This window comes from Cellulomonas sp. P4_H4 (genome assembly GCF_056400865.1).
The window spans coordinates 582,576-607,428 of record NZ_JBFUKL010000001.1; the positions used below are offsets into that span (position 1 = coordinate 582,576).

General features: G+C 72.0%; 23 protein-coding genes and 3 tRNA genes. 16 read left to right on the plus strand and 10 right to left on the minus strand.

The features are described 5' to 3' along the window. The first annotated feature begins 3 nt into the window (after nucleotides 1-3). The 4 genes from AC1DPN_RS02945 (at nucleotide 4) to AC1DPN_RS02960 (ending at nucleotide 5,895) form a co-directional block, all read left to right on the plus strand. On the plus strand, nucleotides 4-1,533 hold the full coding sequence (locus AC1DPN_RS02945) for an NADH-quinone oxidoreductase subunit M (protein ID WP_477083845.1): 1,530 nt from the start codon (nucleotides 4-6) through the stop codon (nucleotides 1,531-1,533). Further along, complete coding sequence (gene nuoN / locus AC1DPN_RS02950; protein WP_477083221.1) at nucleotides 1,533-3,254, plus strand: NADH-quinone oxidoreductase subunit NuoN; 1,722 nt, start codon at nucleotides 1,533-1,535, stop codon at nucleotides 3,252-3,254. Before AC1DPN_RS02945 ends, nuoN begins: the two co-directional genes overlap by 1 nt. Before the next feature lie 94 nt (nucleotides 3,255-3,348). Further along, nucleotides 3,349-4,347 carry a polyprenyl synthetase family protein gene (locus AC1DPN_RS02955; RefSeq protein ID WP_477083846.1) on the plus strand — a complete coding sequence of 333 codons (999 nt, stop codon included), beginning with the start codon at nucleotides 3,349-3,351 and terminating at the stop codon, nucleotides 4,345-4,347. A gap of 72 nt (nucleotides 4,348-4,419) precedes the next feature. After that, nucleotides 4,420-5,895: an RDD family protein gene (locus AC1DPN_RS02960; RefSeq protein ID WP_477083222.1), complete on the plus strand. Its 1,476-nt coding sequence runs from the start codon at nucleotides 4,420-4,422 to the stop codon at nucleotides 5,893-5,895. Nucleotides 5,896-5,919: 24 nt separating this feature from the next. Here AC1DPN_RS02960 and AC1DPN_RS02965 read toward each other — a convergent pair whose 3' ends face one another. Continuing rightward, complete coding sequence (locus AC1DPN_RS02965) at nucleotides 5,920-8,079, minus strand: MMPL family transporter (RefSeq protein ID WP_477083223.1); 2,160 nt, start codon at nucleotides 8,077-8,079, stop codon at nucleotides 5,920-5,922. 268 nt (nucleotides 8,080-8,347) lie between these two features. Between AC1DPN_RS02965 and AC1DPN_RS02970 the strand changes: the two genes are divergently transcribed. Continuing rightward, nucleotides 8,348-9,088, plus strand: coding sequence for a PP2C family protein-serine/threonine phosphatase (locus tag AC1DPN_RS02970; RefSeq protein ID WP_477083224.1), 741 nt, complete (start codon nucleotides 8,348-8,350; stop codon nucleotides 9,086-9,088). Here the strand turns inward: AC1DPN_RS02970 and rarD are convergent. Continuing rightward, nucleotides 9,069-10,010 (minus strand): EamA family transporter RarD, encoded by a 942-nt coding sequence (gene rarD, locus AC1DPN_RS02975; RefSeq protein WP_477083225.1) that lies wholly within the window; start codon nucleotides 10,008-10,010, stop codon nucleotides 9,069-9,071. The genes AC1DPN_RS02970 and rarD overlap by 20 nt on opposite strands. 179 nt (nucleotides 10,011-10,189) lie before the next feature. On the opposite strand from rarD, the gene AC1DPN_RS02980 reads away from it, so the two are divergent. Further along, nucleotides 10,190-11,569: an FAD-dependent oxidoreductase gene (locus AC1DPN_RS02980; RefSeq protein ID WP_477083226.1), complete on the plus strand. Its 1,380-nt coding sequence runs from the start codon at nucleotides 10,190-10,192 to the stop codon at nucleotides 11,567-11,569. A 15-nt stretch (nucleotides 11,570-11,584) separates the two neighbouring features. On the opposite strand, the gene AC1DPN_RS02985 is transcribed toward AC1DPN_RS02980, so the two are convergent. Genes AC1DPN_RS02985 through AC1DPN_RS02995 form a run of 3 tightly spaced genes read right to left on the minus strand, consistent with a single transcriptional unit; the run spans nucleotide 11,585 to nucleotide 14,033 of the window. After that, nucleotides 11,585-12,319 (minus strand): amino acid ABC transporter ATP-binding protein, encoded by a 735-nt coding sequence (locus tag AC1DPN_RS02985; protein WP_477083227.1) that lies wholly within the window; start codon nucleotides 12,317-12,319, stop codon nucleotides 11,585-11,587. Next, a complete protein-coding gene (locus tag AC1DPN_RS02990; protein WP_477083847.1) occupies nucleotides 12,316-13,188 on the minus strand; it encodes an amino acid ABC transporter permease in 873 nt (290 codons plus the stop codon). The genes AC1DPN_RS02985 and AC1DPN_RS02990 overlap by 4 nt, the downstream gene beginning before the upstream one ends. 2 nt (nucleotides 13,189-13,190) lie before the next feature. Further along, nucleotides 13,191-14,033, minus strand: coding sequence for an ABC transporter substrate-binding protein (locus AC1DPN_RS02995; RefSeq protein ID WP_477083228.1), 843 nt, complete (start codon nucleotides 14,031-14,033; stop codon nucleotides 13,191-13,193). 102 nt (nucleotides 14,034-14,135) lie between these two features. Between AC1DPN_RS02995 and htpX the strand changes: the two genes are divergently transcribed. Next, nucleotides 14,136-15,020 (plus strand): zinc metalloprotease HtpX, encoded by an 885-nt coding sequence (gene htpX, locus AC1DPN_RS03000; RefSeq protein ID WP_477083229.1) that lies wholly within the window; start codon nucleotides 14,136-14,138, stop codon nucleotides 15,018-15,020. A 4-nt stretch (nucleotides 15,021-15,024) separates the two neighbouring features. On the opposite strand, the gene AC1DPN_RS03005 is transcribed toward htpX, so the two are convergent. Further along, nucleotides 15,025-15,531 (minus strand): YajQ family cyclic di-GMP-binding protein, encoded by a 507-nt coding sequence (locus AC1DPN_RS03005; RefSeq protein ID WP_477083230.1) that lies wholly within the window; start codon nucleotides 15,529-15,531, stop codon nucleotides 15,025-15,027. Nucleotides 15,532-15,691: 160 nt separating this feature from the next. Between AC1DPN_RS03005 and AC1DPN_RS03010 the strand changes: the two genes are divergently transcribed. From AC1DPN_RS03010 to AC1DPN_RS03035, 6 genes are all read left to right on the plus strand, one after another. After that, a tRNA-Tyr gene (locus tag AC1DPN_RS03010) sits at nucleotides 15,692-15,773 on the plus strand. Between the two features lie 127 nt (nucleotides 15,774-15,900). Next, nucleotides 15,901-15,973 (plus strand) — tRNA-Thr (locus tag AC1DPN_RS03015). A gap of 59 nt (nucleotides 15,974-16,032) precedes the next feature. Further along, nucleotides 16,033-16,106, plus strand: a tRNA-Met gene (locus tag AC1DPN_RS03020). Nucleotides 16,107-16,188: 82 nt separating this feature from the next. Continuing rightward, entirely contained in the window at nucleotides 16,189-16,359 is a 171-nt protein-coding gene (gene rpmG / locus AC1DPN_RS03025; protein WP_028045094.1) for a 50S ribosomal protein L33, read from the plus strand. Between the two features lie 20 nt (nucleotides 16,360-16,379). Then, nucleotides 16,380-16,829, plus strand: a complete 450-nt coding sequence (locus AC1DPN_RS03030; RefSeq protein WP_477083231.1) for an FAS1-like dehydratase domain-containing protein — start codon at nucleotides 16,380-16,382, stop codon at nucleotides 16,827-16,829. Then, nucleotides 16,826-17,245, plus strand: a complete 420-nt coding sequence (locus tag AC1DPN_RS03035; RefSeq protein WP_477083232.1) for a MaoC family dehydratase — start codon at nucleotides 16,826-16,828, stop codon at nucleotides 17,243-17,245. The genes AC1DPN_RS03030 and AC1DPN_RS03035 overlap by 4 nt, the downstream gene beginning before the upstream one ends. A 34-nt stretch (nucleotides 17,246-17,279) precedes the next feature. Here AC1DPN_RS03035 and AC1DPN_RS03040 read toward each other — a convergent pair whose 3' ends face one another. Next, the gene (locus AC1DPN_RS03040) at nucleotides 17,280-18,347 is read right to left on the minus strand and encodes a LacI family DNA-binding transcriptional regulator (protein WP_477083848.1); all 1,068 of its coding nucleotides are present in this window, start codon (nucleotides 18,345-18,347) and stop codon (nucleotides 17,280-17,282) included. Nucleotides 18,348-18,538: 191 nt separating this feature from the next. Here AC1DPN_RS03040 and AC1DPN_RS03045 point away from each other — a divergent pair, with 191 nt between their 5' ends. The 3 genes from AC1DPN_RS03045 (at nucleotide 18,539) to AC1DPN_RS03055 (ending at nucleotide 22,305) form a co-directional block, all read left to right on the plus strand. Continuing rightward, a complete protein-coding gene (locus tag AC1DPN_RS03045; protein WP_477083233.1) occupies nucleotides 18,539-19,900 on the plus strand; it encodes an MFS transporter in 1,362 nt (453 codons plus the stop codon). 26 nt (nucleotides 19,901-19,926) lie between these two features. Continuing rightward, entirely contained in the window at nucleotides 19,927-21,144 is a 1,218-nt protein-coding gene (locus tag AC1DPN_RS03050) for an MFS transporter (protein WP_477083234.1), read from the plus strand. Between the two features lie 63 nt (nucleotides 21,145-21,207). After that, nucleotides 21,208-22,305 (plus strand): UDP-N-acetylmuramate dehydrogenase, encoded by a 1,098-nt coding sequence (locus AC1DPN_RS03055; protein WP_477083849.1) that lies wholly within the window; start codon nucleotides 21,208-21,210, stop codon nucleotides 22,303-22,305. Here AC1DPN_RS03055 and AC1DPN_RS03060 read toward each other — a convergent pair. From AC1DPN_RS03060 to AC1DPN_RS03070, 3 genes are all read right to left on the minus strand, one after another. Then, nucleotides 22,295-22,678, minus strand: coding sequence for a GntR family transcriptional regulator (locus AC1DPN_RS03060; protein ID WP_477083235.1), 384 nt, complete (start codon nucleotides 22,676-22,678; stop codon nucleotides 22,295-22,297). The genes AC1DPN_RS03055 and AC1DPN_RS03060 overlap by 11 nt on opposite strands. Beyond that, entirely contained in the window at nucleotides 22,675-23,574 is a 900-nt protein-coding gene (locus AC1DPN_RS03065; RefSeq protein WP_477083236.1) for a hypothetical protein, read from the minus strand. The genes AC1DPN_RS03060 and AC1DPN_RS03065 overlap by 4 nt, the downstream gene beginning before the upstream one ends. Before the next feature lie 71 nt (nucleotides 23,575-23,645). Then, nucleotides 23,646-24,650 (minus strand): adenosine deaminase, encoded by a 1,005-nt coding sequence (locus AC1DPN_RS03070; protein ID WP_477083850.1) that lies wholly within the window; start codon nucleotides 24,648-24,650, stop codon nucleotides 23,646-23,648. Between the last annotated feature and the right edge of the window lie 203 nt (nucleotides 24,651-24,853).

Sequence of the window (24,853 nt, forward strand, 5' to 3'; positions counted from 1 at the left end):
CCGATGTCGTCCTCCTTCCCCTGGCTGACCGCCCTCATCGTGGTGCCCGTGCTCGGCGCGGTGCTGCTCTGGGCGCTCCCTGCCGGTCTCCGCAAGCACACGCGGTCCGTCGCGCTCGGCGCGTCGCTGGTCGTCGTGGCCCTCGCCGTCGGCGCGCTCCTCGCGTTCGACACGAGCGCCGCCCAGACGGTGCAGCTCTACGAGCAGCAGCCCTGGATCCCGGCGCTCGGCGTCTCGTACGCGGTCGGCGTCGACGGCGTCGGCCTGTCGCTGCTGCTCATGTCGGTCGTGCTGGTGCCGCTGGTCGTGCTCGCCGCCTGGCGCGAGCAGGGGTCGCTGACCCTCCCGACGGACCGCCTGCGCCGCTACCTCGCGCTCGTGCTCCTGCTCGAGGCGTTCATCGTCGCGGTCTTCTCGGCGCGGGACGTGTTCCTGTTCTACGTCCTGTTCGAGGCGATGCTCATCCCGGTCTACTTCATGATCGGCATGTTCGGCGGCGCGCAGCGGCGGTACGCGGCAGTGAAGTTCCTGCTCTACTCGCTGGCCGGCGGCCTGATCATGCTCGTCGCGGTCATCGCCGTGTACCTGCAGGGCCCCGGTGGTCCGGAGGGCTTCCTGACGGCGAACCTCACGGGCCTCGAGATCGCGCCGACGACCGAGAAGCTGCTGTTCCTGGCGTTCTTCCTGGCGTTCGCCATCAAGGCGCCGATGTTCCCGGTGCACACCTGGCTGCCCGACGCGGCGCAGCAGGCGCCCGCCGGCACGTCCACGCTGCTGGTCGGGGTGCTGGACAAGGTCGGCACCTTCGGGATGCTCACGCTGTGCCTGCCGCTGTTCCCGGACGCCTCCCGCTGGGCGGCACCGGCGATCATCGTGCTGGCGCTCCTCTCGATCCTCTACGGCGCAGCCCTGGCCATCGGCCAGAAGGACATCATGCGGCTGATCGCGTACACCTCGGTGTCGCACTTCGGCTTCATCGTCCTGGGCATCTTCGCCTTCACGACCACGTCGATCGCCGGCTCGTCGTTCTACATGGTCAACCACGGCCTCTCGACGGGCGCGATGTTCCTGCTGGCCGGGTTCCTGGTCGCCCGCCGTGGCTCCCAGGAGATCTCGGCGTTCGGCGGGCTCCAGAAGATCGTGCCGGTGTTCGCCGGCTTCTTCATGGTCGCCGGGCTGAGCGTCCTGTCGCTGCCGGGCCTGTCGACGTTCATCAGCGAGTTCCTGGTCATCGTGGGCACCTTCGCCCGCCACCCGGTCGCGGCGATCGTCTCGACGCTCGGCGTCGTGCTGGCCGCGATCTACATCCTCTGGCTCTACCAGCGGGTGTTCACCGGCCCGACGCCGGCCTACCTCGAGGGCACCGCGGACCTGCGGACCCGTGAGCGGTGGGCGATCGCGCCGCTCCTTCTTCTCATGCTGGTCTTCGGCTTCGTGCCGCGACCGGCCCTCGACCTGGTCAGCCCGCCGGCGACCGTCACCCTGGAGCAGGTCGGCGTGACCGATCTACCCGCCGACGAGGGGAGCAACTGATGTTCACCGCACCCACGATCGACTGGGCGGCCCTCAGCCCGGTCGTCATCGTCCTGGGAGCCGCGATCATCGGCGTCCTCGTCGAGGCGTTCGCTCCCGCCAAGGCGCGCCGCACGGTCCAGCTCGCGCTGTCCCTGCTGGCGCTCGTCGGCGCGCTCGTCGCGGTCGTGCTCCTGTGGCCCGGCGTCGAGGACACCGGCGGCACCACGGTGCTGGGCGGGTCGCTGCTGGTGGACGGGCCGACCCTCGTCCTGTGGGCGACGATCGCGGTGCTCGCGCTGATCGCTCTGCTGATCATCGCCGACCGCACCGAGACGGGGGAGGACGCCTTCGCGCCCAACGCCGCGGCGGTCCCCGGCTCGGACTACGAAGAGGTGGCCCGCCGCAAGGGCGTGCGCCAGACCGAGATCTACCCTCTGGTCCTGTTCGCGACGGGCGGCATGCTGGTCTTCCCGGCCGCCGGTGACCTGCTGACGCTCTTCGTGGCGCTCGAGGTGCTGTCGCTGCCGCTGTACCTGCTCACGGGCATGGCCCGACGTCGTCGGCTGCTCTCGCAGGAGGCGTCGATGAAGTACTTCCTGCTCGGCGCCTTCGCGTCCGCGACGTTCGTGTTCGGGATCGCCCTGATCTACGGGTACAGCGGCTCCCTGCGGTACTCGGACATCGCGACCGCGATCGGCACCCCGTCGGGCATGGAGAGCCTGCTGCTCGTCGGCGGCGTCCTGATCCTGTCGGGCCTGCTGTTCAAGGTCGGCGCCGTCCCGTTCCACACCTGGACCCCCGACGTCTACCAGGGTGCGCCCACGCCGATCACCGGGTTCATGGCCGCGTGCACCAAGGTCGCCGCGTTCGGCGCACTGCTGCGGATCGTCTACACGGTGTTCGCGGACCTGGCCTGGGACCTCGGAGTCGTGCTCTGGACGGTCGCCATCCTGACGATGGTCATCGGCACCGTCGGAGCCCTGGTGCAGAGCGACATGAAGCGCATCCTCGGCTACTCCTCGGTCGCGCACGCCGGCTTCATCCTGACCGGCATCATCGCGCTCGACCAGGCCGGCATCACCGCGGTGCTGTTCTACCTGCTGGTCTACGGGGCCGCGACGATCGGGGCGTTCGGCATCGTCTGGCTGGTGCGTGAGCGCACGAGCCAGGCAGCCGACGGATCGCCTGGTCCGATCCTCGGCGAGGCGACTCACCTGTCGCAGTGGGCCGGCCTGGGTCGCACGAACCCGCCGCTCGCCGTCACGTTCTCGCTGTTCATGCTCTCGTTCGCGGGCATCCCGCTGACCGCGGGCTTCATCGGGAAGTTCGGGGTGTTCTCCGCCGCGGTCGAGGGCGGGGCCTGGCCGCTGGCACTCATCGGCGTGCTCGCGTCGTCGGCGGCGGCGTTCTTCTACGTGCGGATCATCGTCCTGATGTTCTTCACGAACGCACCGGGTTCCGGCGGCGACGCGGCCTCCGCCGTCGCGGGTGCCACCGACGTCGCGGCGCTCGCGTACGTCGGGTCGGACCCCGCGGGTGACTCCGCCGCGGCGACCGCCGTCGAGACGCTGCTCGATGCCGAGCCCGAGGCGCGGTCCGCGATCACGACCACGGTGGTCCGGACCGAGGGCCTGGCCACGGCGGCGATCGCGATCTGTGCCCTGGTCACGATCGTGCTCGGCATCGCGCCCTCGCCGGTCATCGAGACGATCCAGAGCGTGGCGTCGTTCCTGCCGTGATCCGGGCCGTGAGGAAGGCCGTCGGCGAGGCCCCGATCCGGGAGACGTGTCCTGGAAGGCGTCGCTGGGAAGATAGGTTCTTGCCGTGACCTCGATGACGGCCTTCCCGCTGGCCGATGCCGCCCTGGGCGATCGCCTGTCCGCACGACTCGAGATCGTCGAGGAGCGCCTGCGCGACGCCGTGACCAACGTGGACCCGCTGGCCGACGACGCGTCGCGCCACCTGGTCAACGCCGGCGGCAAGCGTCTGCGGCCGTTGCTCACCCTGCTCGCGGCCGAGCTCGGGGACGGGTCCCGGCTCGAGGTGATCGACGCGGCGGTCGTCGTCGAGCTGACGCACCTGGCCACGCTGTACCACGACGACGTCATGGACTCGGCCCCGCTGCGCCGCGGCGCCCCGGCTGCGCACGAGGTCTGGGGCAACTCGGTGGCGATCCTCACGGGTGACCTGCTGTTCGCCCGCGCGTCCGCCACGGTCGCCGGACTGGGCCCGGAGGCGGTGCGCATCCAGGCGGCGACGTTCGAGCGCCTCTGCCTGGGCCAACTGCACGAGACCGTCGGTCCGCGTCCCGACGACGACCACGTCGCGCACTACCTGCAGGTGCTGGCCGACAAGACCGCCTCCCTGATCGCGACGTCGGCGCGCTTCGGCGCCATGTTCTCGGGCTGCCGCCCGGAGGTCGTGGCCGTCGTCTCGGCGTTCGGCGAGAAGATCGGTGTGGCCTTCCAGCTCGCCGACGACGTGATCGACCTGACCTCGGACGGCGAGACCACCGGCAAGACCCCCGGCACGGACCTGCGGGAGCGGGTCCCCACGATGCCCGCGCTCCTGCTGCGCGCCCGCGCCGCGTCGCCCGGTGCGACGGCCCAGGACCGGGAGGTCCTCGCGCTGCTCGACGCCGACCTGAGCGATGACGACGCGTTGGCGGTCGCGGTCGCTGCACTGCGTGAGCACCCGGTGGTCCACGAGACGCGTGAGCGCGCCGTGACCCTGGCCCGGGCTGCGGTCCTCGAGCTCGACTCCCTCGACGAGGGACCGGTCAAGGACGCGCTGGTGTCGTTCGCGGACGCGCTGGTCGACCGCGCATCCTGATCCGGCACCGGCCGGGGTCGGTCTGTCACCATGGCAGCGGACCGCATGGTGGCCATCTCCGGGAGGGCTGACGTGAGCACTACGTGCGCCGCCTGTGGCGCCGCGCTCGTGCCCGGCGCCAAGCGGTGTGCCGCGTGCGGGGCCCCACCGGTGCCTCCTGCTGCGATCGCACGCCGGGCGTCTCCCAGGCCCGTCCTCGACGCGGTCGCGGAGCTCACCCCGCAGTCGGTCGCTCCGGTCCCTCTGCGCGTCCTGGCGTTCACGATCGACGTCGTCGTCCTCGTCCTCGCGGCGGGCGTCGGCTATCTGGTGGCGAGCGTCTCCGGCGGTCTGCAGTACGACGACGGGTCGTGGGCTCCGATGTCCCTCGCCGTCCCGGGGCTGCTCGTCGTCGCGGCCCTGACGCAGTGGCTCGTGGAGGCTGGAACGGGCGCCACGGTCGGCAACGGGACGACCGGCATCCGCACCATGGGGTCGGGGACCCACCGGCCGGCGGGGATGCTCGCGATCGGGGTGCGTGCCCTCGTCGAGCTCGCCGGCGCCGTTCTCGCCCTCGTCGGGGCCTGGGTCGTCGCGTCGTCTGGCGCCTGGGACCGGTCGCCTGCGCGACGCGGCTGGCACGACAAGGCAGCCCGGACGCTGGTCCTTCGAGCCCGTTCTGTCCGCGACGCGGGCGTCGACGGGCCGGGCACCGCCCCCGCGGTGGCGCGCGCCCTGCGCGCGGCCGAGCCCGCTCCGGGACTGGTCCGGCCCGCGCCTGGCGTGGTCGCTGCACCACGGCCCGCGCCGCTGAGCGTCGGACCGATCATCGAGGCCGCGCCGGGGTTGGTCCGGCCGGCACCCGCACCCGGCACGGCTGCGGAGACCGCCGTCGTGCCTCCTGAGCTCATCACGGGCCCGCCGGGACCTCGGGTCGTGCACCCCGAGGTACGACCGGACGTTCCGCTGATCGACGTCCCCAACCGCCTGCTGTCCGAGCTGTCGGAGCCGGGCGCGCCCGGACCGGTCATCGGCGCTCCTCCCACCGAGGCGATCTCGGTCGTCCGACCTCGCCGCCGCGTGCCCCGCCTGCCGCGCATCGGCGGGAGGTCGAAGGTCCGCCCCGACGGGCTCGTGGAGCCGGAGATCCGCCCCGCAGATCCCGGTCTGCCCGAGCTCGAGCACGCGCGCCTGCGCCCGGAGGAGCCGCCGGCCCGCGTGACGCCGCCGGGCCTGGTGCTCCTGTTCGACACGGGCGAGCGCGTCGTGGTCGAGGGGGACGGTCTGGTCGGCCGCGCGCCGGACGCCGAGCCGGGTCTGACGCACCTCGTGGCCGTCGACGACCCCGACAGCTCGATCTCGCGCGTCCACCTGGCGTTCGGGCAGGAGCGACGTGGCAACCGGCTCTGGTTCGTCGACCGGGGCTCCACGAACGGCACCGTCCTGGTCCGGCCCGACGGGACCGAGCTCGCCCTCGCCCCTGGGAAGCGGGCGAGGGTCGAGGCCGGTTGGATCGTCCGGTTCGGGCGCCGCAGCATCGAGGTCCGCAGCACGTCGGAGCACGACTGAAGCCCTCCGGAAGGGCGGAGGCCCTCAGGCGGGCACCAGCACCTTGGGCTCGGGCAGGTGCTCCTCGACGTCGACCTCGACCTTCGGGAGCACCCGGTCCAGCCAGCCGGGCAGCCACCAGTTCGCGCGACCGAGCAGCTTCATGGTCGCCGGCACGAGCACCATCCGGACGAGGGTCGCGTCGACGAGGATCGCGGTCGCCAGCCCGACGCCGAACATCTTCGTCGCCGCGTCCTCGCCGAGCACGAAGGCCAGGAAGACGCTGACCATGATGAGCGCGGCGGACGTGATGACGCGCCCGGTCTTGGCGACTCCGTTGACGACGGCCTGCTCGTTCGACCCCGTCAGCTGGTACTCCTCGCGCACCCGGCTCAGCAGGAACACCTCGTAGTCCATGGAGAGCCCGAACAGGATCGCGAACATGAACATCGGGATGAACGACACGATCGGCACCGTGGACTCGAGCCCGATGAGGTCCGCACCCCAGCCCCACTGGAACACCATGACCATGACGCCGTAGGACGCCCCGATGCTCAGCAGGTTCAGCACGACGGCCTTGAGCGGCACGAGCACCGACCGGAACACGAGCATCAGCAGCACGAACGACATCGCCAGCACCGCCAGGATGAACACCGGCAGCCGGTCGTTGACGCGGACCCCGACGTCGGCGAAGTTCGCGGTCTGCCCGCCCACGTGCGCCTGCGCGGGGCTGTCGGCGAGCGCGGCAGGGAACACCTCGGAGCGCAGCCGCTCGACGGTGTCGTGCGTCGTCTCCTCCTGCGGGCCGGTGGTGGCGAAGGCGACGATGGTGCCGATGTCGCCGCGGACGACGGGAGCCTCGACCCCCGCGATTCCCGGGTCGTCCGCGATCGCGGTCTCCAGAGTCGTGAGCACCGCGGCGTCGCCGTTGAGCTGCACGGCCACGACGAGGGGGCCGTTGCTGCCGGGGCCGAAGCCCTGGGCGACGAGGTCGTAGGCCTGCCGCTGCGTGAAGCTCGGCGGCAGTGCGCCGTCGTCGGGGATCCCGACCCGCAGCGCGAGCACCGGGGCGGCGAGCGCGAGGAGCAGGGCGGTGACCCCGACCAGGTAGACGCGCGGGTGCCGGGTGACGTGCCGGGTCCAGCGCGCCCAGCCGGGGCTCGTCGCGTGCACGGGCCGGCGCCCGACGACGTGCCGCTGGGACACGGCCAGCAGTGCAGGGAGCAGGGTCGTCGAGGCGACGACCATGACCAGGACGACGAGCGAGATGGCGATGCCGCCCGCGGTCATGAACGGCACCTGGGCCACCGCCAGGCCCAGGATAGAGACGACGACGATCCCGCCGGCGAACACCACCGGCCGGCCCGCGGTCGCGATCGAGCGAGCGATCGAGTCCTCGACCACCAGCCCGCGCGCGAGGTACTCCCGGTGCCGGGTCACGACGAACAACGCGTAGTCGATGCCGACGCCGAGCCCGACCATCGCGCCGAGGACCGGTGCGTAGCTGGGGACCACCGTGAGGTTCGCGAGCAGGGACATCGCACTGACGCCGACCGCGAGGCCGAGGACCGCCATGCCGATGGGCAGGGCCGCCGCGATCACCGACCCGAAGGCGAGGAAGAGGATGACGAGCGCGGCGAGGATGCCGACGAGCTCCCCGGCGTTCCCGGTCGACTCCTCGTAGGCGAAGTACAGGTCCCCGCCCTTCTCGACGCGTAGCGCCGGGCCGCCGTCGAGCGCCTTGAGGTTGTCCAGGTCCGCCGCGGAGAGCTGGTCGAGCGTCGGGTACTGGACGCGCACGAGGGCGACCCGGCCGTCGGGGGAGACGGCTCCGGCGGTGTCGGTCGACCCGGCGAGCTCTCCGGCGGGGTCGGTCGTCCCCAGAACGTGCGGCATCGCGGCAGCCGCGGTCTGCAGCTGCGCGAGCTGGGCCAGGGCGTCGGGGTCGTCGACGAACGAGCCCCCGTCGGCCGGCGTGACGGCTATGAGCGCGGTGACACCGGCCTGCCCGGAGCCGGCCTCCTCGAGCAGGTCGTTCGCTTGCTGGGAGTCGAGGCCGGGCACACGGAAGGAGTCCTCGAGCTTCTCGCCGAAGGCGCTGGACGCCCCGACGACGAGCACGGCCAGGACGAGCCATGACGCGATCACGGCCCAGGGACGGCGAGCCGCGAGACGGCCCAGGCGGAACAAGGTCTGCGACAACATCGGAAGCCTCCAAGGTGGGTGGCTTCGATCGTCTCGGGGTGCCGTGCGCCGTCACATCGGCCGCCGGGTACGGGCGTGCAGGGCCGATCGGGCGGCGGACGGCTGGTCCTTTCGGCCGATGCACCGAGCCGGGGTGCTCGGCATCGCACAGCGCCGTCGTTATGCTGGCCGTCGATCGGGCGCACGGGTGCTGAGCATCCGCAGCGCGGGCCTGCGAGCGGGACGAGGACGCGATGACGGCTGCGACCACGTCGCGCGTCGACACCCCATGAACGACGACCGGGTGCGCCTGCAGGTCGGCGTCGCCACGGACAAGGCACAGCGGGCGCGCAACGAGGACTCCGTCTGGACGCAGGACGGCGTGTTCCTCGTCGCCGACGGCATGGGTGGTCACGATCGTGGCGAGGTGGCCAGCCAGGTCGCGATCGAGGTCCTGCGCGGCCTCGGCGACGGTGTCCCGACCCTCGACGACGCCCGCACGATGGTCCGCGAGGCGCACGCGGCGGTGCGCGCGCTCCCGAAGGGCACCGGGCGACACCCCGGCACGACCGCGACCGGCGTCGTGCTCACCCAGCACGACGACCTGCCCTGCTGGCTGGTGCTCAACGTCGGGGACTCCCGCACCTACCGGATGGCCGGAGCGGTGCTCGAGCAGGTCACGCACGACCACTCCGAGGTCGCCGAGCTCGTGGCCGCGGGCGCGGTGCCGGCGGAGGAGGCTGGCCGGCACCCACGCCGCAACGTCGTCACGCGGGTGCTCGGGGGCGGGGCACGGCAGGTCGAGCCCGACGTGTGGCTCCTGCCAGTCAGCCCGGGGGACCGCATGCTCGTGTGCTCGGACGGGCTGACCGACTCTCTGGCGGACGCCAGGATCGAGGCCGAGCTCCGGGCGAGCGACGACGCTCAGGAGGCGGCGGACAAGCTGGTCGCGGCGGCGCTCGCGGCCGGCGGCAAGGACAACGTGACGGTGATCGTCGTGGACGCCGCGCTCACACGGAGACCTCGGTAGCCCGACGCTCGAGCCGGCTCGCCCTGCTCGCGCGCAGCCCGTCGACCGTGAGGATCGCGATCGCGACCCAGACGAGCGCGAAACCCCACCAGCGGGCGGGCGGCATCTGCTCGTGCAGGATCGCGACACCGATGATGAACTGCAGGATCGGCGCGATGTACTGGAGCAGCCCGATCATGCTCAGCGGCAGGCGGCGCGCGGCCGAGCCGAAGAGCAGGAGCGGCACCGAGGTGACGATGCCGGCCGCGGCGACCACGAGCGCGTGGCCGACGCCCTGTGCGGCGAACGTCCCGTCCCCCGTGCCGCCGAGCCAGAGCAGGTAGCCGAGCGACAGGGGAGCGAGCAGCAGCGTCTCGACGGCCAGACCGGGGATCGCCTCGACGGTGCGGCCGACGCGGTTCTTCAGAAAGCCGTAGAAGCCGAACGACAGCGCGAGCACGAGCGCGATCCACGGCAGCTGCCCGTAGCCGAGGGTGATGACGACGACGGCGAGCGCCCCGAAGCCGAGCGCGACCCACTGGGCGACCCGGAGACGCTCGCGCAGGATGACGACCGCGAGCGTCACCGTGACGAGCGGGTTGATGAAGTAGCCGAGCGACGCGTCGACCACCCGGTCGGTCAGGACCCCGAAGACGAACGTGACCCAGTTGATCGCCAGCAGCACCGCGGCGATCGACAGGAGCCCGAGGATCCGGCGCGTCCGCAACGCCTGCCAGAACCCGGCCCAGCCGCGCGTGGCGAACAACAGGATCGCGCAGAACAGCAGCGACCAGACGACGCGGTGGGCGATGATCTCGACCGGCGTGGCCGGGGAGAGCAGCGGGAAGTAGAGGGGCAGGATGCCCCAGAGCGCGTACGCGCCGACGCCGGCAGCGAGGCCGATCCCGTCGAGCGCGGCGCTGGGCTGGCGGGTCTCGGACACGCGGTCAGCCTAGGTCGTGGGCGCGACACGCCGTCTCACGCGTGTCCGCATTCTGGCAGCGGCCTGAGGGCGACGTCGCTCTGCGCCCTACACTGGCCCCTGCACAGCCCTGCAGATGCCGATGTACGCGCACCCTGGGCTGGACACAAGCTCCCCAAGATCGGAAGGCAAGCGCGCCAGTGAGCACCCTGCGAGTGGCCATCGTCGGCGCAGGACCGGCCGGTATCTACGCCGCCGACATCCTGTCCAAGACCGACCTCGACGTCAGCATCGACCTGTTCGAGCGCCTCCCGGCACCCTTCGGCCTGGTCCGCTACGGCGTCGCGCCCGACCACCCCCGCATCAAGCAGATCATCGTGGCGCTGCAGAACGTGCTCTCGCGCGGCGACATCCGCCTGCTGGCCAACGTCGACTACGGCACGGACCTCAAGCTGGACGACCTGCGCCAGTTCTACGACGCCGTCATCTTCTCCACCGGATCGATCCGCGACGCCGAGCTGCCGGTCCCGGGCATCGGCCTCGAGGGCTCCTACGGTGCCGCCGACTTCGTGTCCTGGTACGACGGCCACCCCGACGTCCCGCGCACCTGGCCGCTCGAGGCGCAGCACGTCGCCGTCCTCGGCGCGGGCAACGTCGCGCTCGACGTCGCCCGGATCCTGGCCAAGCACGCCGACGACCTGCTGCCCACCGAGCTGCCGGGCAACGTCTACGACATCCTCAAGGCCTCGCCGGTCACCGACGTGCACGTCTTCGCGCGCCGCGGCCCGGCCCAGGTCAAGTTCTCCCCGCTGGAGCTGCGCGAGCTCGGCCACGTGCCGGACGTCGACGTCATCGTCTACCCCGAGGACTTCGACTTCGACGAGGGCTCGATGGCGGCGATCCACTCCTCGAACCAGACCAAGCAGGTCGTCAAGACGCTCACGGACTGGACGCTGAAGGAGCCGGAGGAGAACACCGCGAGCCGGCGCATCCACCTGCACTTCCTGCACAAGCCCGTCGAGGTCCTGGGCGAGGACGGCCACGTGGTCGGCCTCCGCACCGAGCGCACCGCGCTGAACGGGGACGGCAACGTCACAGGCACGGGCCAGACGCACGACTGGGCCGTGGGCGCCGTGTACCGCGCGGTCGGCTACTTCGGCTCCCCGCTCGTGGACATCCCGTTCGACGACGTCGCGGGCGTCATCCCCAACCGCGAGGGCCGCGTGGTCGACGTCGACGGCGAGCACCTGCAGGGCGTGTACGCGACCGGCTGGATCAAGCGCGGGCCCGTCGGCCTCATCGGCCACACGAAGTCGGACGCGTCGGAGACCATCCGGCACCTCGGCGAGGACGTGGCCGAGGGTGGCGACGCCTTCTACACGGCCACCGACCGCGACCCGGCAGCCGTCGTGGAGTTCCTGACCAGCCGCAGCGTCGACGTGATCCAGTGGACCGGCTGGGAGCTCCTGGACGCGTACGAGCGCGGGCTGGGCGAGCCGCACGGCCGCGAGCGCATCAAGCTCGTCCCGCGCGATCACATGGTCGCCGTCGCGCTCGGGCAGGAAGTCCCGGAGTCCTGAGGGCTGGCCTGACCGTCAGCCGGTGATCCGCCGGAGGAACTCGCGCGTGCGGTCCTCCTGCGGGTCGCCGAGCACCTGCGCGGGCGTACCCCGCTCGTGCACGCGGCCCTCGTGCAGGAAGCAGACCTCGTCGGCGACCTCGCGCGCGAAGCCCATCTCGTGCGTGGCGATCACCATGGTCAGGCCGGTCTGCTTCAGCTCGGCGAGCAGCGAGAGCACCTCGCCCACCAGCTCGGGGTCGAGCGCGCTCGTGACCTCGTCGAGGAGCATCACGGCGGGCTTCCCGACGAGGGCGCGGGCGATCGCGACGCGCTGCTGCTGCCCGCCCGACAGCTCGTCGGGGTAGGCCTTCGCCTTGCTCGCCAGGCCGACGCGCTCGAGCACGGCCAGCGCCTCGGCCTCGGCGTCCTTGCGTGCGGTCTTGTGCACGAGCCGCGGGGCGAGCGTCACGTTGTCGAGCACCCTCAGGTGCGGGAACAGGTTGTAGGCCTGGAACACCATCCCGATCCGCGCGCGGACGGAGTTGGCGTCGAGCCGCGGGTCGGTGATGTCCTGGCCCTCGAGCTCGATGACGCCGTCGTCGATGTCCTCGAGCAGGTCGATGCACCGCAGCAGCGTGGACTTGCCCGACCCGGAGGCGCCGATCAGCACGACGACCTTGTGCGGGTCGACGTCCAGCGACAGGTCGTCCAGCACGAGATGGTCACCGAACGACTTGCGGACGTCGCGGACGGAGAGCAGCGGGCTCATCGCAGCGCCCCGCTCCCGGCGATCGTGCTCTGCGCGCCGATCCACCCGGACCGCTTGGCCAGCGCGTCCGTGAAGCGCGCCAGCGGGAACGTGAGCAGCACGAACAGGACCCCGGCGACGACGTACGGCGTGAAGTTGGCGTAGTGCGCGGTCTCGATCTGCGCGGCCCGGACGGCGTCGATCGCGCCGAGGATCGAGATGAGGCCCGAGTCCTTGGACAGCGACACCAGGTCGTTGAGCAGCGGCGGCACGACGTTGCGCACGGCCTGCGGCAGGACGACGTGCCGCAACGACTGCCCGTGCGTCAGGCCGAGCGACCGCGCGGCAGCGACCTGGGAGGGGTGCACGGACTCGATCCCGGCCCGGAACACCTCCGCCACGTACGCCGAGTAGGTCAGCACGAGCGCCAGGCCGCCCAGCCAGACCGCCGACGTCGGGATGCCCTGCAGGCGCAGACCCGGGAGCCCGAAGCCGACGAGCAGCATCACGAGGATCAGGGGCAGCCCCCGGAAGATGTCGACGTAGCCGGCCGAGAGCGCCCGCAGCGGGAAGAACGCGGGTCCGCGCAGCGTGCGCATGAGCGCGAGCGCCATGGCGACGACCACGATGACGACCGCGCTGCACGCCATGACGCGGACGTTCAGCCAGAGTCCTTCCAGGATCGCCGGGAAGGACGCCTTGGCGACCTCCCAGTCGAAGAACGACGCCTTGACCCGCGGCCACCCGGGCGAGGAGACGAGCGCGAGCCACGCGACGGCCGCCAGCAGGACCGTCGAGACGATCGCCACCGCCGTCGAGCGGCGCGCTCGTCCTCGTCGGAACCTGTCCCGCTCCTGCTGGCGCGCGGACGGCACCCAGGCCGCGGTCACGCTCACTTCAGGACCGGGGCACCCGCGGCGTCGGTGAGCCACTCCGCCTCGAGGTCGGCGAGCGTGCCGTCCTCGCGGAGAGCGTCCACGGCGTCGGTCACGGCGACCGTGAGGACACTGCCCTTGTCCAGCACGAGGCCGAACGCGTCACCGCCGGCGCTGTCGGGCAGCTGCCCGAGCACCTTGCCGCCGTCCAGCTCCGCCGCCGTGATGTACAGCGCGGTCGGCAGGTCCACGACGATCGCGTCGACCAGGCCCGAGGTCAGGGCCTGCTTGACCTGGTCGTTGTCGTTGAAGACCTGCACGGGCGTGCTCGGGTCGATCGACTCCTGCGCCGCCGTCAGGCTCGTCGTGCCCACCATGGCGCCGATGCGCAGCGGCTTGAGGTCCGCGAGCGACGCGGCGTCCGCGGCGGCCGACGTCTCCAGGGTCACGACGGCCTGCGCGGTCGTGTAGTACGGCGACGAGAAGTCGAGGCTCGCCTCGCGCTCGTCGCTGATGGAGACCTGGTTGACCGCGAAGTCGAAGTTCTTGGCCCCCGGCGCGATGATCTGGTCGAAGCTCGCGGTGACCCAGGTGACGTGGTCCTTGTCGAAGCCGAGCTGCTCGGCGACCGCGTACGCGACGGCGGACTCGAAGCCCTTGCCGCTCGTCGGGTCGTTGTCGACGACCCACGGCTCGTACGCGGGGTCGGAGGTCGCGATCGTCAGGACGCCGCTCTTGAGGGTCTCCAGGGCGCCCGTGGACTCGCTCGGCGCGTCGCCCGTCGAGTCGTCGGTGGGAGCGCACGCCGCGAGCGCGAGGGCGACGACGGCGGCAAGGGTGGTCCAACGGGCAAGTCGCACGGCGTACTCCGGTGTCTTCAGTGGGGACGTGGGCCCAGGATACGAGGGAACCTGCGCAGACCCGTGCGCGTTTCACGGGTGCAGACGAGAGACGGGGAGACGATGGGCCACCAGCACTTCAACGGGCTGAAGACGGCGGCGCTGTTCGGCGTGATGTGGGCGATCCTGCTGGGGATCGGCTGGCTGCTGGGCGGCGGGACACCGAAGTTCCTGGTGCTCTTCACCGCGCTCGGCCTGATCATGACGGCGTACAGCTACTGGAACTCCGACAAGATCGCCATCCGTGCCATGAGGGCACGTCCGGTCAGTGAGCTCGAGGCGCCGGCCATGTACCGCATCGTGCGCGAGCTCTCCACGCAGGCCCGCCAGCCGATGCCCCGGCTGTACATCTCGCCGACGGCCGCGCCGAACGCGTTCGCGACCGGCCGCAACCCGTCCCACGCCGCCGTCTGCTGCACCGAGGGCATCCTCGGGCTGCTCGACGAGCGCGAGCTGCGCGGCGTCCTCGGGCACGAGCTCATGCACGTCTACAACCGCGACATCCTCACGTCGTCGGTGGCCGCGGCCGTGGCGGGCGTCATCACGTCCCTCGCGCAGTTCGCGCTCTTCTTCGGTGGGGGCGGCAACGACCGCGACCGCGGCAACCCGATCGCCGGACTGCTGCTCGCACTCCTCGCGCCCATCGCCGCGATGCTCGTCCAGCTGGCGATCAGCCGCACCCGCGAGTACGACGCCGACGAGGACGGTGCCACGCTCACGGGCGACCCGCTCGCGCTCGCGTCAGCGCTCCGCAAGCTCGAGCAGGGCACCCGGGCCCGCCCGCTGCCCCAGGACCGTGAGCTCGTCGACGTCTCGCACCTGATGATCGCGAACCCGTTCTCCGGTGCGGGCATGGGCAAGCTCTTCGCCACGCACCCTCCCATGGCCGACCGGATCGCTCGCCTCGAGAAGCAGGCCAACCAGCAGGGCGGCATCACCCGCTACTGATCGATCAGCGGTAGTTGGTGAACTGCAGGTCGGCGTCGACGTCGGCGCCCTTGAGCAGGGCGATGACGGCCTGCAGGTCGTCGCGGCTCTTGCCGGTCACGCGCAGCTCGTCGCCCTGGATCTGCGTCTTGATGCCCTTGGGACCCTCGTCGCGGATGATCTTGGCCACCTTCTTGGCGGTCTCGCTGGAGAGGCCTTCCTTGATGAGCGCCTCGAGCCGGTACTCCTTGCCGGACGGCTTGGGCTCGGGGCCGTCGTCGCCACCGGTGTCCAGCGACTTCAGCGAGATGCCGCGGCGGATGAGCTTCGTCTCGAAGACGTCGAGGACAGCGAGGACCCGCTCGGAGGAGTTGGCGATCATCAGGATCTTCTCGCCGCTCCACGCGATCGAGGCGCCGACGCCCTTGAAGTCGTACCGCTGGGCGATCTCCTTCGACGCCTGGTTCAGCGCGTTGTCCACCTCCTGGCGGTCGACCTTGCTGACGACGTCGAACGACGCTTCGCTCGCCATGACTCTCCTCCTGCTGGCTGGGTCCCTTACCCCGGTGGCCGTATCGGTCTCGCCAGCGTTTCGCTAGCACTGCCCGGGTGTTGCTATCCTTCCACCCGCACGCTGCTCGCGCGGCCGGCCAGTCAAGGCTGGACGGTCGTGGGACGGTGGGCACAACCCTGGCGGGTTACCCGAGTGGCCAAAGGGGGCTGACTGTAAATCAGCTGGCAACGCCTACGGGGGTTCGAATCCCTCACCCGCCACGGACGCAGCCCGGACCTTCATCGGTCCGGGCTGCTGCGGTGCAAGGGCTGGGCCACCAGCATGCACGGCCCTGGGGTGGGACCGATTTCGCGACCACGCCAGAGCCCGTGTAACCTTGCTCGCGCTGCCCCGATAGCTCAGTCGGCAGAGCGTCTCCATGGTAAGGAGAAGGTCAAGGGTTCGATTCCCTTTCGGGGCTCTGTGGTGTGTACCAACGGATTCGCTGCGCAAGCGGCGGGTCCCGGTCGCACCGACAGTGGCGGGGTAGCTCAGGTGGTTAGAGCACACGGCTCATAATCGTGGTGTCGCGGGTTCGAGTCCCGCTCCCGCTACCGCCAGTGACACAACAGCGCGTCGGCCGGCGCGCAAGACGAGAATCGCAGTGCCCGTGAGGGCGCGAGAGGTGGCAAGACCATGGCCAGCAAGAGCTCGGACGTCCGTCCGAAGATCACGCTCGCGTGCACGGAGTGCAAGGAGCGGAACTACATCACGAAGAAGAACCGTCGGAACGACCCCGACCGTCTCGAGATGAAGAAGTTCTGCCCGCGCGACAACCGTCACACCGTGCACCGCGAGACCCGCTGATCTCGGTTCATCGAACCAGGATGCAGGTCGACACGAGCTATGCGGGACGTGAGTACCCGCCGAACGCCGTCTACGAGGTAGGCCGCGAGAAGCTCCGGGAGTTCGCCGACGCGGTCGGCGCTTCCCACCCCGCCCACACGGATCCGTCGGTGGCGCGTTCGCTCGGGTACCCCGACGTCATCGCGCCGCCGACGTTCGCCGTCGTCGTGGCGCAGCGTGCCGAGGCGCAGCTGTTCGAGGACCCCGCAGCGGGCATCGACTTCAGCCGGGTGGTGCACGCCGACGAGCGGTTCACGCACCACCGGCCGATCCATGCGGGCGACCGCCTGGTCACCGTGCTGCACGTCGACTCGATCACCGTGCGCGCCGGTCTGGCCATGATCACGACGCGCGCCGAGATCGCCGACGATGCGGGCGACGCCGTCGCGACCGTCGTCTCCACCCTGGCCGTCCGCCCGGAGGACTCGTGAGCATCACCGTCGCCGAGCTGGCCGTCGGCACCGAGGTCGCCCGCCGCGAGGTCACCGTCGACCGCGCGCGCCTGGTCCGGTACGCGGGCGCCAGCGGCGACTTCAACCCGATCCACTGGAACGCCCGCATCGCGACGTCCGTCGGTCTGCCCGACGTGATCGCGCACGGCATGTGGACCATGGGTGCCGCCGTGAGCGTCGTGGCCGACTGGGTGGGCGACCCCGGCAAGGTCGTCGACTACCAGGTGCGTTTCACGCGTCCCGTGCCCGTTCCCGACCCTGGCGCCGCGACGATCGAGGTCGTCGCCGTCGTCGGAGCGCTCGACGCCGAGGCCGGGACCGCGCGGATCGACCTGACGGTGAGCGTCGAGGGCGCGCGCGTGCTGGGCAAGGCCCAGGCGGTCGTCCGCCTCTAGGCCGTCCTTCGAGAGCGGCGCGACGAGGCCGCTCTCAGGCGACCGAAGGTGCCGGTCCGGTCGTCGTGCCGATGCGGAGCTCGACCGGCAGCTCGCGCGACGAGGCCGGTTCGCCGGCCAGCAGCTCCTCGACGGCGTGCCCGATCGCTGCGCCCTTCTCGGCGAGCGGCTGGCTGACCGTCGTCAGGACGTCGGGCGCGAGCCACGGCAGGTCGAGCCCGTCGAAGCCGCTGATCGAGACGTCCTCGGGGATGCGCAGCCCCAGCTCGCGGGCGGCGAGCACGACGCCGGACGCCAGCAGGTCCGACTGGCACGCGACCGCGGTCGGGCGATCCGCCATCGCGAGCAGCGTGAGCCCCGCCGACCGACCGTGCTCCACGAGGGAGGCCGGCGTCTCGTAGGTGGCGACCGGGGTGACTCCTGCGTCGGTCACGCCCGCCATCCGCCGCTTGGTGATCTCCCACTCGAGGTGGGACAGGCGCTCCTCGTCGACGAGTCCCTCGTTGCGCAGACGGTTGAACGGCAGCGTGACCGTAGCGATCCGGGTGTGGCCGAGGGAGAGCAGGTGCTCGGTCGCCTGGCGGATGCCGCTGCGGTCGTCGATGCCCACCGAGGACACGTCGTCGGCCTTCTTGCCCTCGACGATGACCGCGGGGATCCCGCGCCGGCGCAGGGCGCTGAGCATCGGGTCGTCCGTGGTGCCGCCCCACATGAGCACGGCGACGTCCATCGCGGCGGTCTCGATGAGCGGGTCGACCGCCGGTCCTGTCGGCTCGCTCGAGCCGGGGATCAGCAGGACGCCGAGGTCGAGCGGTCCCAGCGTGCTGACCAGGCCGTCGAGCACCTGGATCGACACGGGGTCGCGGAACGAGCGGCCGAGGGAGTCGCCGACGACGACGCCGACGATTCCTGAGCGACCGCGGCGCAGCTGCTGACCGAGGGGGTTCGGCCCGGAGTAGTCGAGCCGGGCGGCCGCGTCGAGGACCTTCTGGCGTGTCGTCGCGGCGATCGGCCCGGCTCCTGAGAACGCCAGGGATGCCGTCGACACGGAGACGCCCGCCGCTGCGGCGACGTCGGCCAACGTGGGGCGGGTCGGGGACAGGGCACATCCTCCAGATCGGGCGAATCAGCAGGCCGGGCTCGGAAACTGTTTGACGCAGCGGCAAGCGTACCCGCAGAATGATCGTGTCCCTCAAATCGATTCGACCGCCTGATCGTCAGCGAGTCGAATCGATTCGATTTTGAGTGGGACCGATCGACCACCACGCCAATCACCACCGTCTCGGAGCTTCCGTGAGTCACCCCGCCCACCCCGGGCTGCCCCCTGCCGTGAGTCGAGCCCGTTGGCTCCTCATGGGTCTGTTCGCCCTCACCGGCATCATCTTCTCGAGCTGGCTCGCCCGGATCCCGTCGGTCCGCGACCTGCTCGACCTGTCGACCAGCGAGCTCGGCCTGATGCTCCTGATCGGCTCGCTCGGCGCCCTGCTGACCGTGACCTTCGCGGGCATCGTCGTGCAGCGGTTCGGCAGCCGGACCTCGCTGCTCCTGTCGACCGCCGTGCTCGCGGTCGGGTACGTGCTCATGGGCGTCGGGCCGACGGTCGGCTCGCTCTGGCTGCTCGGCGTCGGCATCTTCCTCAACGGCGTGGCCATCGCGCTCGGCAACGTCCCGCTGAACGTCGAGTCGGCGCGCATCGAGCGCGCGATGGGCCGCACCGTGATCCCGCAGTTCCACGCGGCGTTCTCCATCGGTGCGGTGGTGGGTTCCGTCATCGGTGCGCTGGCCTCCCACTTCGACATCTCCGTCGCGCTCCAGTTCTCGGTGATCGCCGCGGTCGCCGTCGCGTGGCGGCTCGGGTCGCTGCGAGGCGTCGTGCTCGCGCAGGCGCCGGGCGACCGCCCGCGGACAGCGGCCATCCCGGTCGTCGTGGGCGGGGAGCCGCAGGTCACGACGGGCCGCACGCGGAAGATCGCCAGCGCGCTCGACTCGTGGCGTGAGCCCCGCACGCTCCTGATCGGTGTCGTCGTCATGGCGGCGGCGCTGTCCGAGGGGTCGGCCAACGACTGGCTCTCGCTCGCCGTCGTCGACGGGTTCGAGAAGCCCGAGGCGGTCGGCGCCGCGATGCTCGGCGTGTTCGTCGGCGCCATGACCCTCGTCCGGCTGCTCGGCACGCGCCTGATCGACCGGTACGGGCGCGTGGTCGTCCTGCGCGCCTCGGGGTCCGTCGCGATCGTCGGTCTCCTGCTGTTCGGCTTCGCCCCCACGCTGGCGCTCGCTGGTGTCGGTGTCGTGCTCTGGGGCTTCGGTGCCGCGCTCGCCGTGCCCATCGGTATCGCCGCCGCGTCCGACGACCCGATGCGCGCGGCCGGCCGGGTCGCGGTCGTCTCGTCCTTCGCGTCGGTCGCGTCGATCGCCGCTCCGCCGCTGCTCGGCATCGCCGCGGCCGCGACCGGTGCCCGGCACGCGCTGGTCCTCATCACGGTCGCGATGGTCGCCAGCGTCGTGCTCGCGGCCCGGGTGGCGCCGGAGAAGCCCGAGCAGTCGGTCGACGAGCTCGCGCTGGTCGCTCACGGGGCAACGGATCCCGTGGCTCCCTCCCGCCACCTCGTCCCGACGCAGCGCACCCGCCGCCGTCGTCCGGTGCGCGTGCCGTGACGGATCGCGTGCAGGACGATCAGGGAGTGACGCTGTCCCACGCCCGGCTCGTCGAGCGTGCCTCCGTCGTCGTCTTCCTCGTCTTCTTCCTCAACGGCTTCAACTTCGCGACGTGGGCGGCACGCCTGCCGGCGATCCGCGACGGCCTCGACTTCTCCCCGGCCCAGATGGGTGCCCTGCTGCTCGTCGGTGCGGCCGGCTCGCTCATCGCGCTCCCGCTGTCCGGCATCGTCGTCGAGCGACTGGGGGCCGCACGCACGGTGCTCGCGTTCGCGATCCTCAACGCATCCGGGCTGGTCGTCGCCTCGTTCGGCGTCGCGGCCGGGCAGGTGCTCGTCGTCGGGTTCGGGCTCATCATGTTCGGCATCGGCACGGCCATCTGGGACACGGCCATGAACCTCGAGGGTGCCGCCGTCGAGCAGCACCTCGGCCGCACGATCATGCCGAGGTTCCACGCCGGCTTCTCCTTCGGCACGGTCGCCGCGGCCGGCCTGGCCGCCCTCATGGCCTTCCTGAGCGTCCCTGTGGTCGTCCACGTCCCGATCGCCGTGATCGCCTCGGTGGTCGTCGTCGCCTTCGCGGTCCGGCGGTTCCTGCCCGCTGCCGACGAGCACGAGGTCGCGCACGCGGAGGCGCCGCCGAAGGGTCGTCGCGCCGCGATGCAGGCCTGGCTCGAGCCGCGCACGTTGCTCATCGGCGTCGTGGTGCTCGCCGCGGCACTGACCGAAGGATCCGCCAACGACTGGGTCAGCCTCGCGGTCGTCGACGGGTTCAGCACCGGGGAGGCGCTCGGCGCGCTGGCGTTCGGCGTGTTCGTCGCGGCCATGACGTCCATGCGCTGGTTCGGTGGCGTGCTGCTCGACCGGCGCGGCCGTGTCGTCGTGCTGCGCCTGTCCGCGATCCTGTCGCTCGTCGGGCTGGTCGTGTTCGCGCTCGCCGGGCCGCTGTGGCTCGCCCTGGTCGGGGTCGTCGCCTGGGGTATGGGCGCCGCGTTCGGGTTCCCGGTCGGGCTCAGCGCCGCGGCCGACGACCCGCTACGGGCCCCGGCCCGCGTGAGCGTCGTCGCGACGATCGGCTACAGCGCCTTCCTCGCCGGCCCGCCGCTCATCGGTCTGCTCGCGCAGCACGTCGGCTACCGGCACGCGCTGCTCGTCGTCATCGTCCCCATCGCGCTCGGGCTCTGCGTGGTCGGAGCAGCCGCGCCGCTGCGGCCCGCCTCGGTCCCTCCTGCGGCGCAGGACTAACCTGAGCACGTGCAGACCGAGCTGAGCACGGCCGACTGTTCGCCGGCGACCGTCCCCCCGACCATCGTCTGGCCCGCCGTCAGCACTCCCGCCAGGACCCTCGCCGACCTGACCACGCTGCGTGTCGGGGGCCCGGCGAGCAGGTACGTCGAGACGAGCACCGAGGCCGAGCTGATCGACGCCGTCCGTTCCGCCGATGCCGACGGGGAGCCGCTGCTCGTCGTCGGCGGCGGGTCCAACCTGCTCGTCGCGGACGCAGGTTTCGACGGGGTCGTGGTGCGGGACGTGCGCTCCGGGGTCGAGGTGCCGGACGCCTCCGCGTGCGCCGGAGCGACCCTCACCGTCCCGGCGGGCACCCCGTGGGACGACGTCGTGCGGTACGCGGTCGAGCAGGAGCTCACGGGCGTCGAGGCGCTGTCGGGGATCCCCGGCTCGACGGGCGCGACACCCGTGCAGAACGTCGGGGCGTACGGCCAGGAGGTGTCGCAGAGCATCTCGATCGTCCGGGTCTGGGACCGCGCTCGCGGCCGCGTCCGGACGCTGCCCCTGGTCACGCTGGCCTTCGCGTACCGGACGTCGCTGCTCAAGCGCTCGATGCACGGCTCCTCCGACGACCCGCACGCGCCCTGGGGACCGACGCCGCGCTACGTGGTGCTCGACGTGACGTTCCAGCTCCGGCCCGGCGACCTGTCCCGTCCCATCGCGTACCCCGAGCTCGCCCGGACCCTCGGGGTCGCGGTGGGCGAGCGGGCCCCGCTGGGGGAGGTCCGGTCCGCGGTCCTCGGGCTCCGCGCGGGCAAGGGCATGGTGCTCGACGCGGACGACCACGACACGTGGAGCGCCGGCTCGTTCTTCACCAACCCGCTGCTGAGCCCGGCCGACGCGGCGGAGCTGCCGGACGATGCCCCTCGGTTCCCCGCGCAGGACGGCCTGGTCAAGACGAGCGCCGCCTGGTTGATCGACCGGGCCGGCTTCGCGCGTGGCTTCGGGTCGCCGGGTCCGGCGACGCTGTCCACCAAGCACACGCTCGCGCTCACGAACCGTGGGAGCGCGACGGCCGAGGACCTGCTCACGGTCGCCCGCGAGGTGCGAGCCGGGGTCGCGTCGACGTTCGGCGTCACGCTCGAGCCCGAGCCGGTCCTGGTGGGCGTCAGCCTCTGACGTCCGGCGGCGTGCCGATCAGCGCGCCGTGCACCAGGACGAGCGCCTCGTCGTCGCTGAGCCCGACCGCACGGACCGCTGCCACATAGGTCTGGGCGGCCCGCCGGGCGACGTCGGTCGGGACCGAGGCTCCGGCGGCGATCACGGTCCCGGCGCGGCGACGCGTCTCGACGACCCCCTCGGCCTCCAGCTCGTGGAACGCGCGTGCCACGGTCCCCGCGGCGAGCCCGAGGTCGGTGGCCAGCGCGCGGATGGTCGGCAGCCGGTCACCGGCCACCAACCGCCCCGCGGCGACGTGCGCGACGACCTGGGACCGGATCTGCTCGAACGCGGGGACGCCCGACGTGACGTCGACCTCCAGCTGCGCGCTCATGCGGCGACCGACGTCCGGGTGGCCGCCCCTGCCTTCGAGACCGAGCCGCGCACGGCCACGACGGCGGCCGCGATCGGGATCCCCACCGCGGCGAACGCGAGGATCGCCGCGATCGTCGTGGACGTGCCGGGGCCGAGCGCGTCCGCCCAGCGGGGCTGGACGCTGTGGACGGCGGTGGAGGCGATGTACAGGCAGCCGGCGAGCGTCCACGCGACGACCAGCTGCACGCCGGCGAGGACGCGGCGCGACGAGGTCCGGCGCAGCGCGAGGTCGGCCTCGGGCGACGTGTCGCTGACCGCGGGCCGGCGCGCGACGAGAACCAGCACGAGGACGGTCAGGAGCACGAGGACCAGGAGCGTGATCCCGATGGGGCGCCCGTAGTACCAGCCGGGGAAGGGGCCGGCGGTGTTCAGCGTGCCCGGTGCGCGCGAGTACGACAGCGACCGTCCGTCCGTGCCGGCGGCGGCTCCGCACACCAGCAGCAGGATCGTCAGCAGGCCGACCCAGGCGGCGGTCAGGATCGACAGTGCGCGCGGCACGACGTCGAGGACCCGCCGTCGCACGAGCGGCGCGCGGCGCAGGGCACCGGCGGGCCGTGGCCAGGTCAGCTCGCCGAAGCCGCTGACGAGCAGGAAGGCGATCCCGGCGACGCACGGCAGGATCCCCAGCACCGCACCTCGCTGGACCCCGCCGGGCATCATCGGGCCGACGGCCACGAGCACCGGGACCAGCAGGAGGACGATCCAGGCGACCGCGACCACGCGGCGCGCGTGCTGCTCGGCCGCGAGCCAGGCGGCCGACGGGCTCTGAGGTCCGTCGGTGCGGACCGGGCGCAGCGCCCATCCCACGCCGAGGCCGAGGAGCAGGACGAGAAGCAACGGCAGGACGGCGGACATCGGACCCCCTGTATCAATGGATCAATCGATTGATACAATCCTCCATCGTGCGCAGCTCGTCAAGTGGCCCGTCAGGGCGCCAGCCAGGCGTCGACGCCCGCGAGCAGCCGGGTCTTGACCTGCTCCGCCGCGCGGCTGGCCCGGATCGACGACCGCGCGAGCTCGGCCAGCTCGTCGTCGGTGAAGCCGTGCACGTCGCGCGCGATCTCGTACTGGTCGACCAGACGCGACCGGAACAGCAAGGGGTCGTCGGCGCCGAGCGCGACGGTCGCACCGGCGGACACCAGGGCCCGCAGGGGGACCTCCTGCGCCGAGGGGTACACCCCGAGCGACACGTTCGACGCGGGGCAGACCTCGAGCGCGATCCCCGACGAGACCACGCGGTCGAGCACCCGAGGGTCCTCGCCGGAGCGGACGCCGTGACCCAGCCGATCGGGCCGCAGGTGGTCGACGACGGACTCGACGTGCGCCGGTCCGAGCAGCTCGCCGCCGTGCGGCACGGAGGCCAGCCCGGCCTCGCGGGCGATGTCGAACGCGTTCGCGAACTCGGAGGTCTCGCCGCGCCGCTCGTCGTTGGACAGCCCGAACCCGACGACGGGGCCGGCATGGTGTGCGGCCAGGCGCGCGAGCGTGCGGGCCTCGAACGGATGGCGCATCCGGGACGCCGCGACGATCACGCCGATGTCGACGCCGGTCGCGAGCGACGCCGCGCGTGCCTCGTCCAGCACGATCTCGAGAGCCGGGGTGATGCCGCCGACGAAGGGGGCGTACGACGTCGGGTCCACCTGGATCTCGAGCCGGCCCGAGCCCTCCGCGGCGTCGTCGGCGGCCGCCTCCGAGACGATCCGGCGCATGTCGGCCTCGCTGCGGACGCACTGGCGCGCGGCGTCGTAGAGCCGCTGGAACCGGAACCAGCCGCGCTCGTCGGCGGGCACGTGCAGAGGGCTGTCGTCGAGGAGCGCGTCGGGGAGTCGCAGCCCGTGGGCCGTGGCGAGCTCCTCGAGCGTCGAGAGGCGCATCGACCCCGTGAAGTGCAGGTGCAGGTGGGCCTTCGGGAGGACGGCCAGATCGCGCACCCGGTCAGTCTGCCAGTGTGCTCGGTGCTGCACCGACGCGTCCGCCAGCCGGTAGCCGACGCCGCGCACGGTGTCGAAGTGCTCGGCGCCGACCTCGCCCCTCGCCAGCTGTCGGCCTCGGGAGCGCCGGGTGTCGCCGGTGCGGACCGTGAGGTGCGCGAGCGTCCGGCGACGCAGCAGGATCGAGCCGGTCGCCGTCGTCG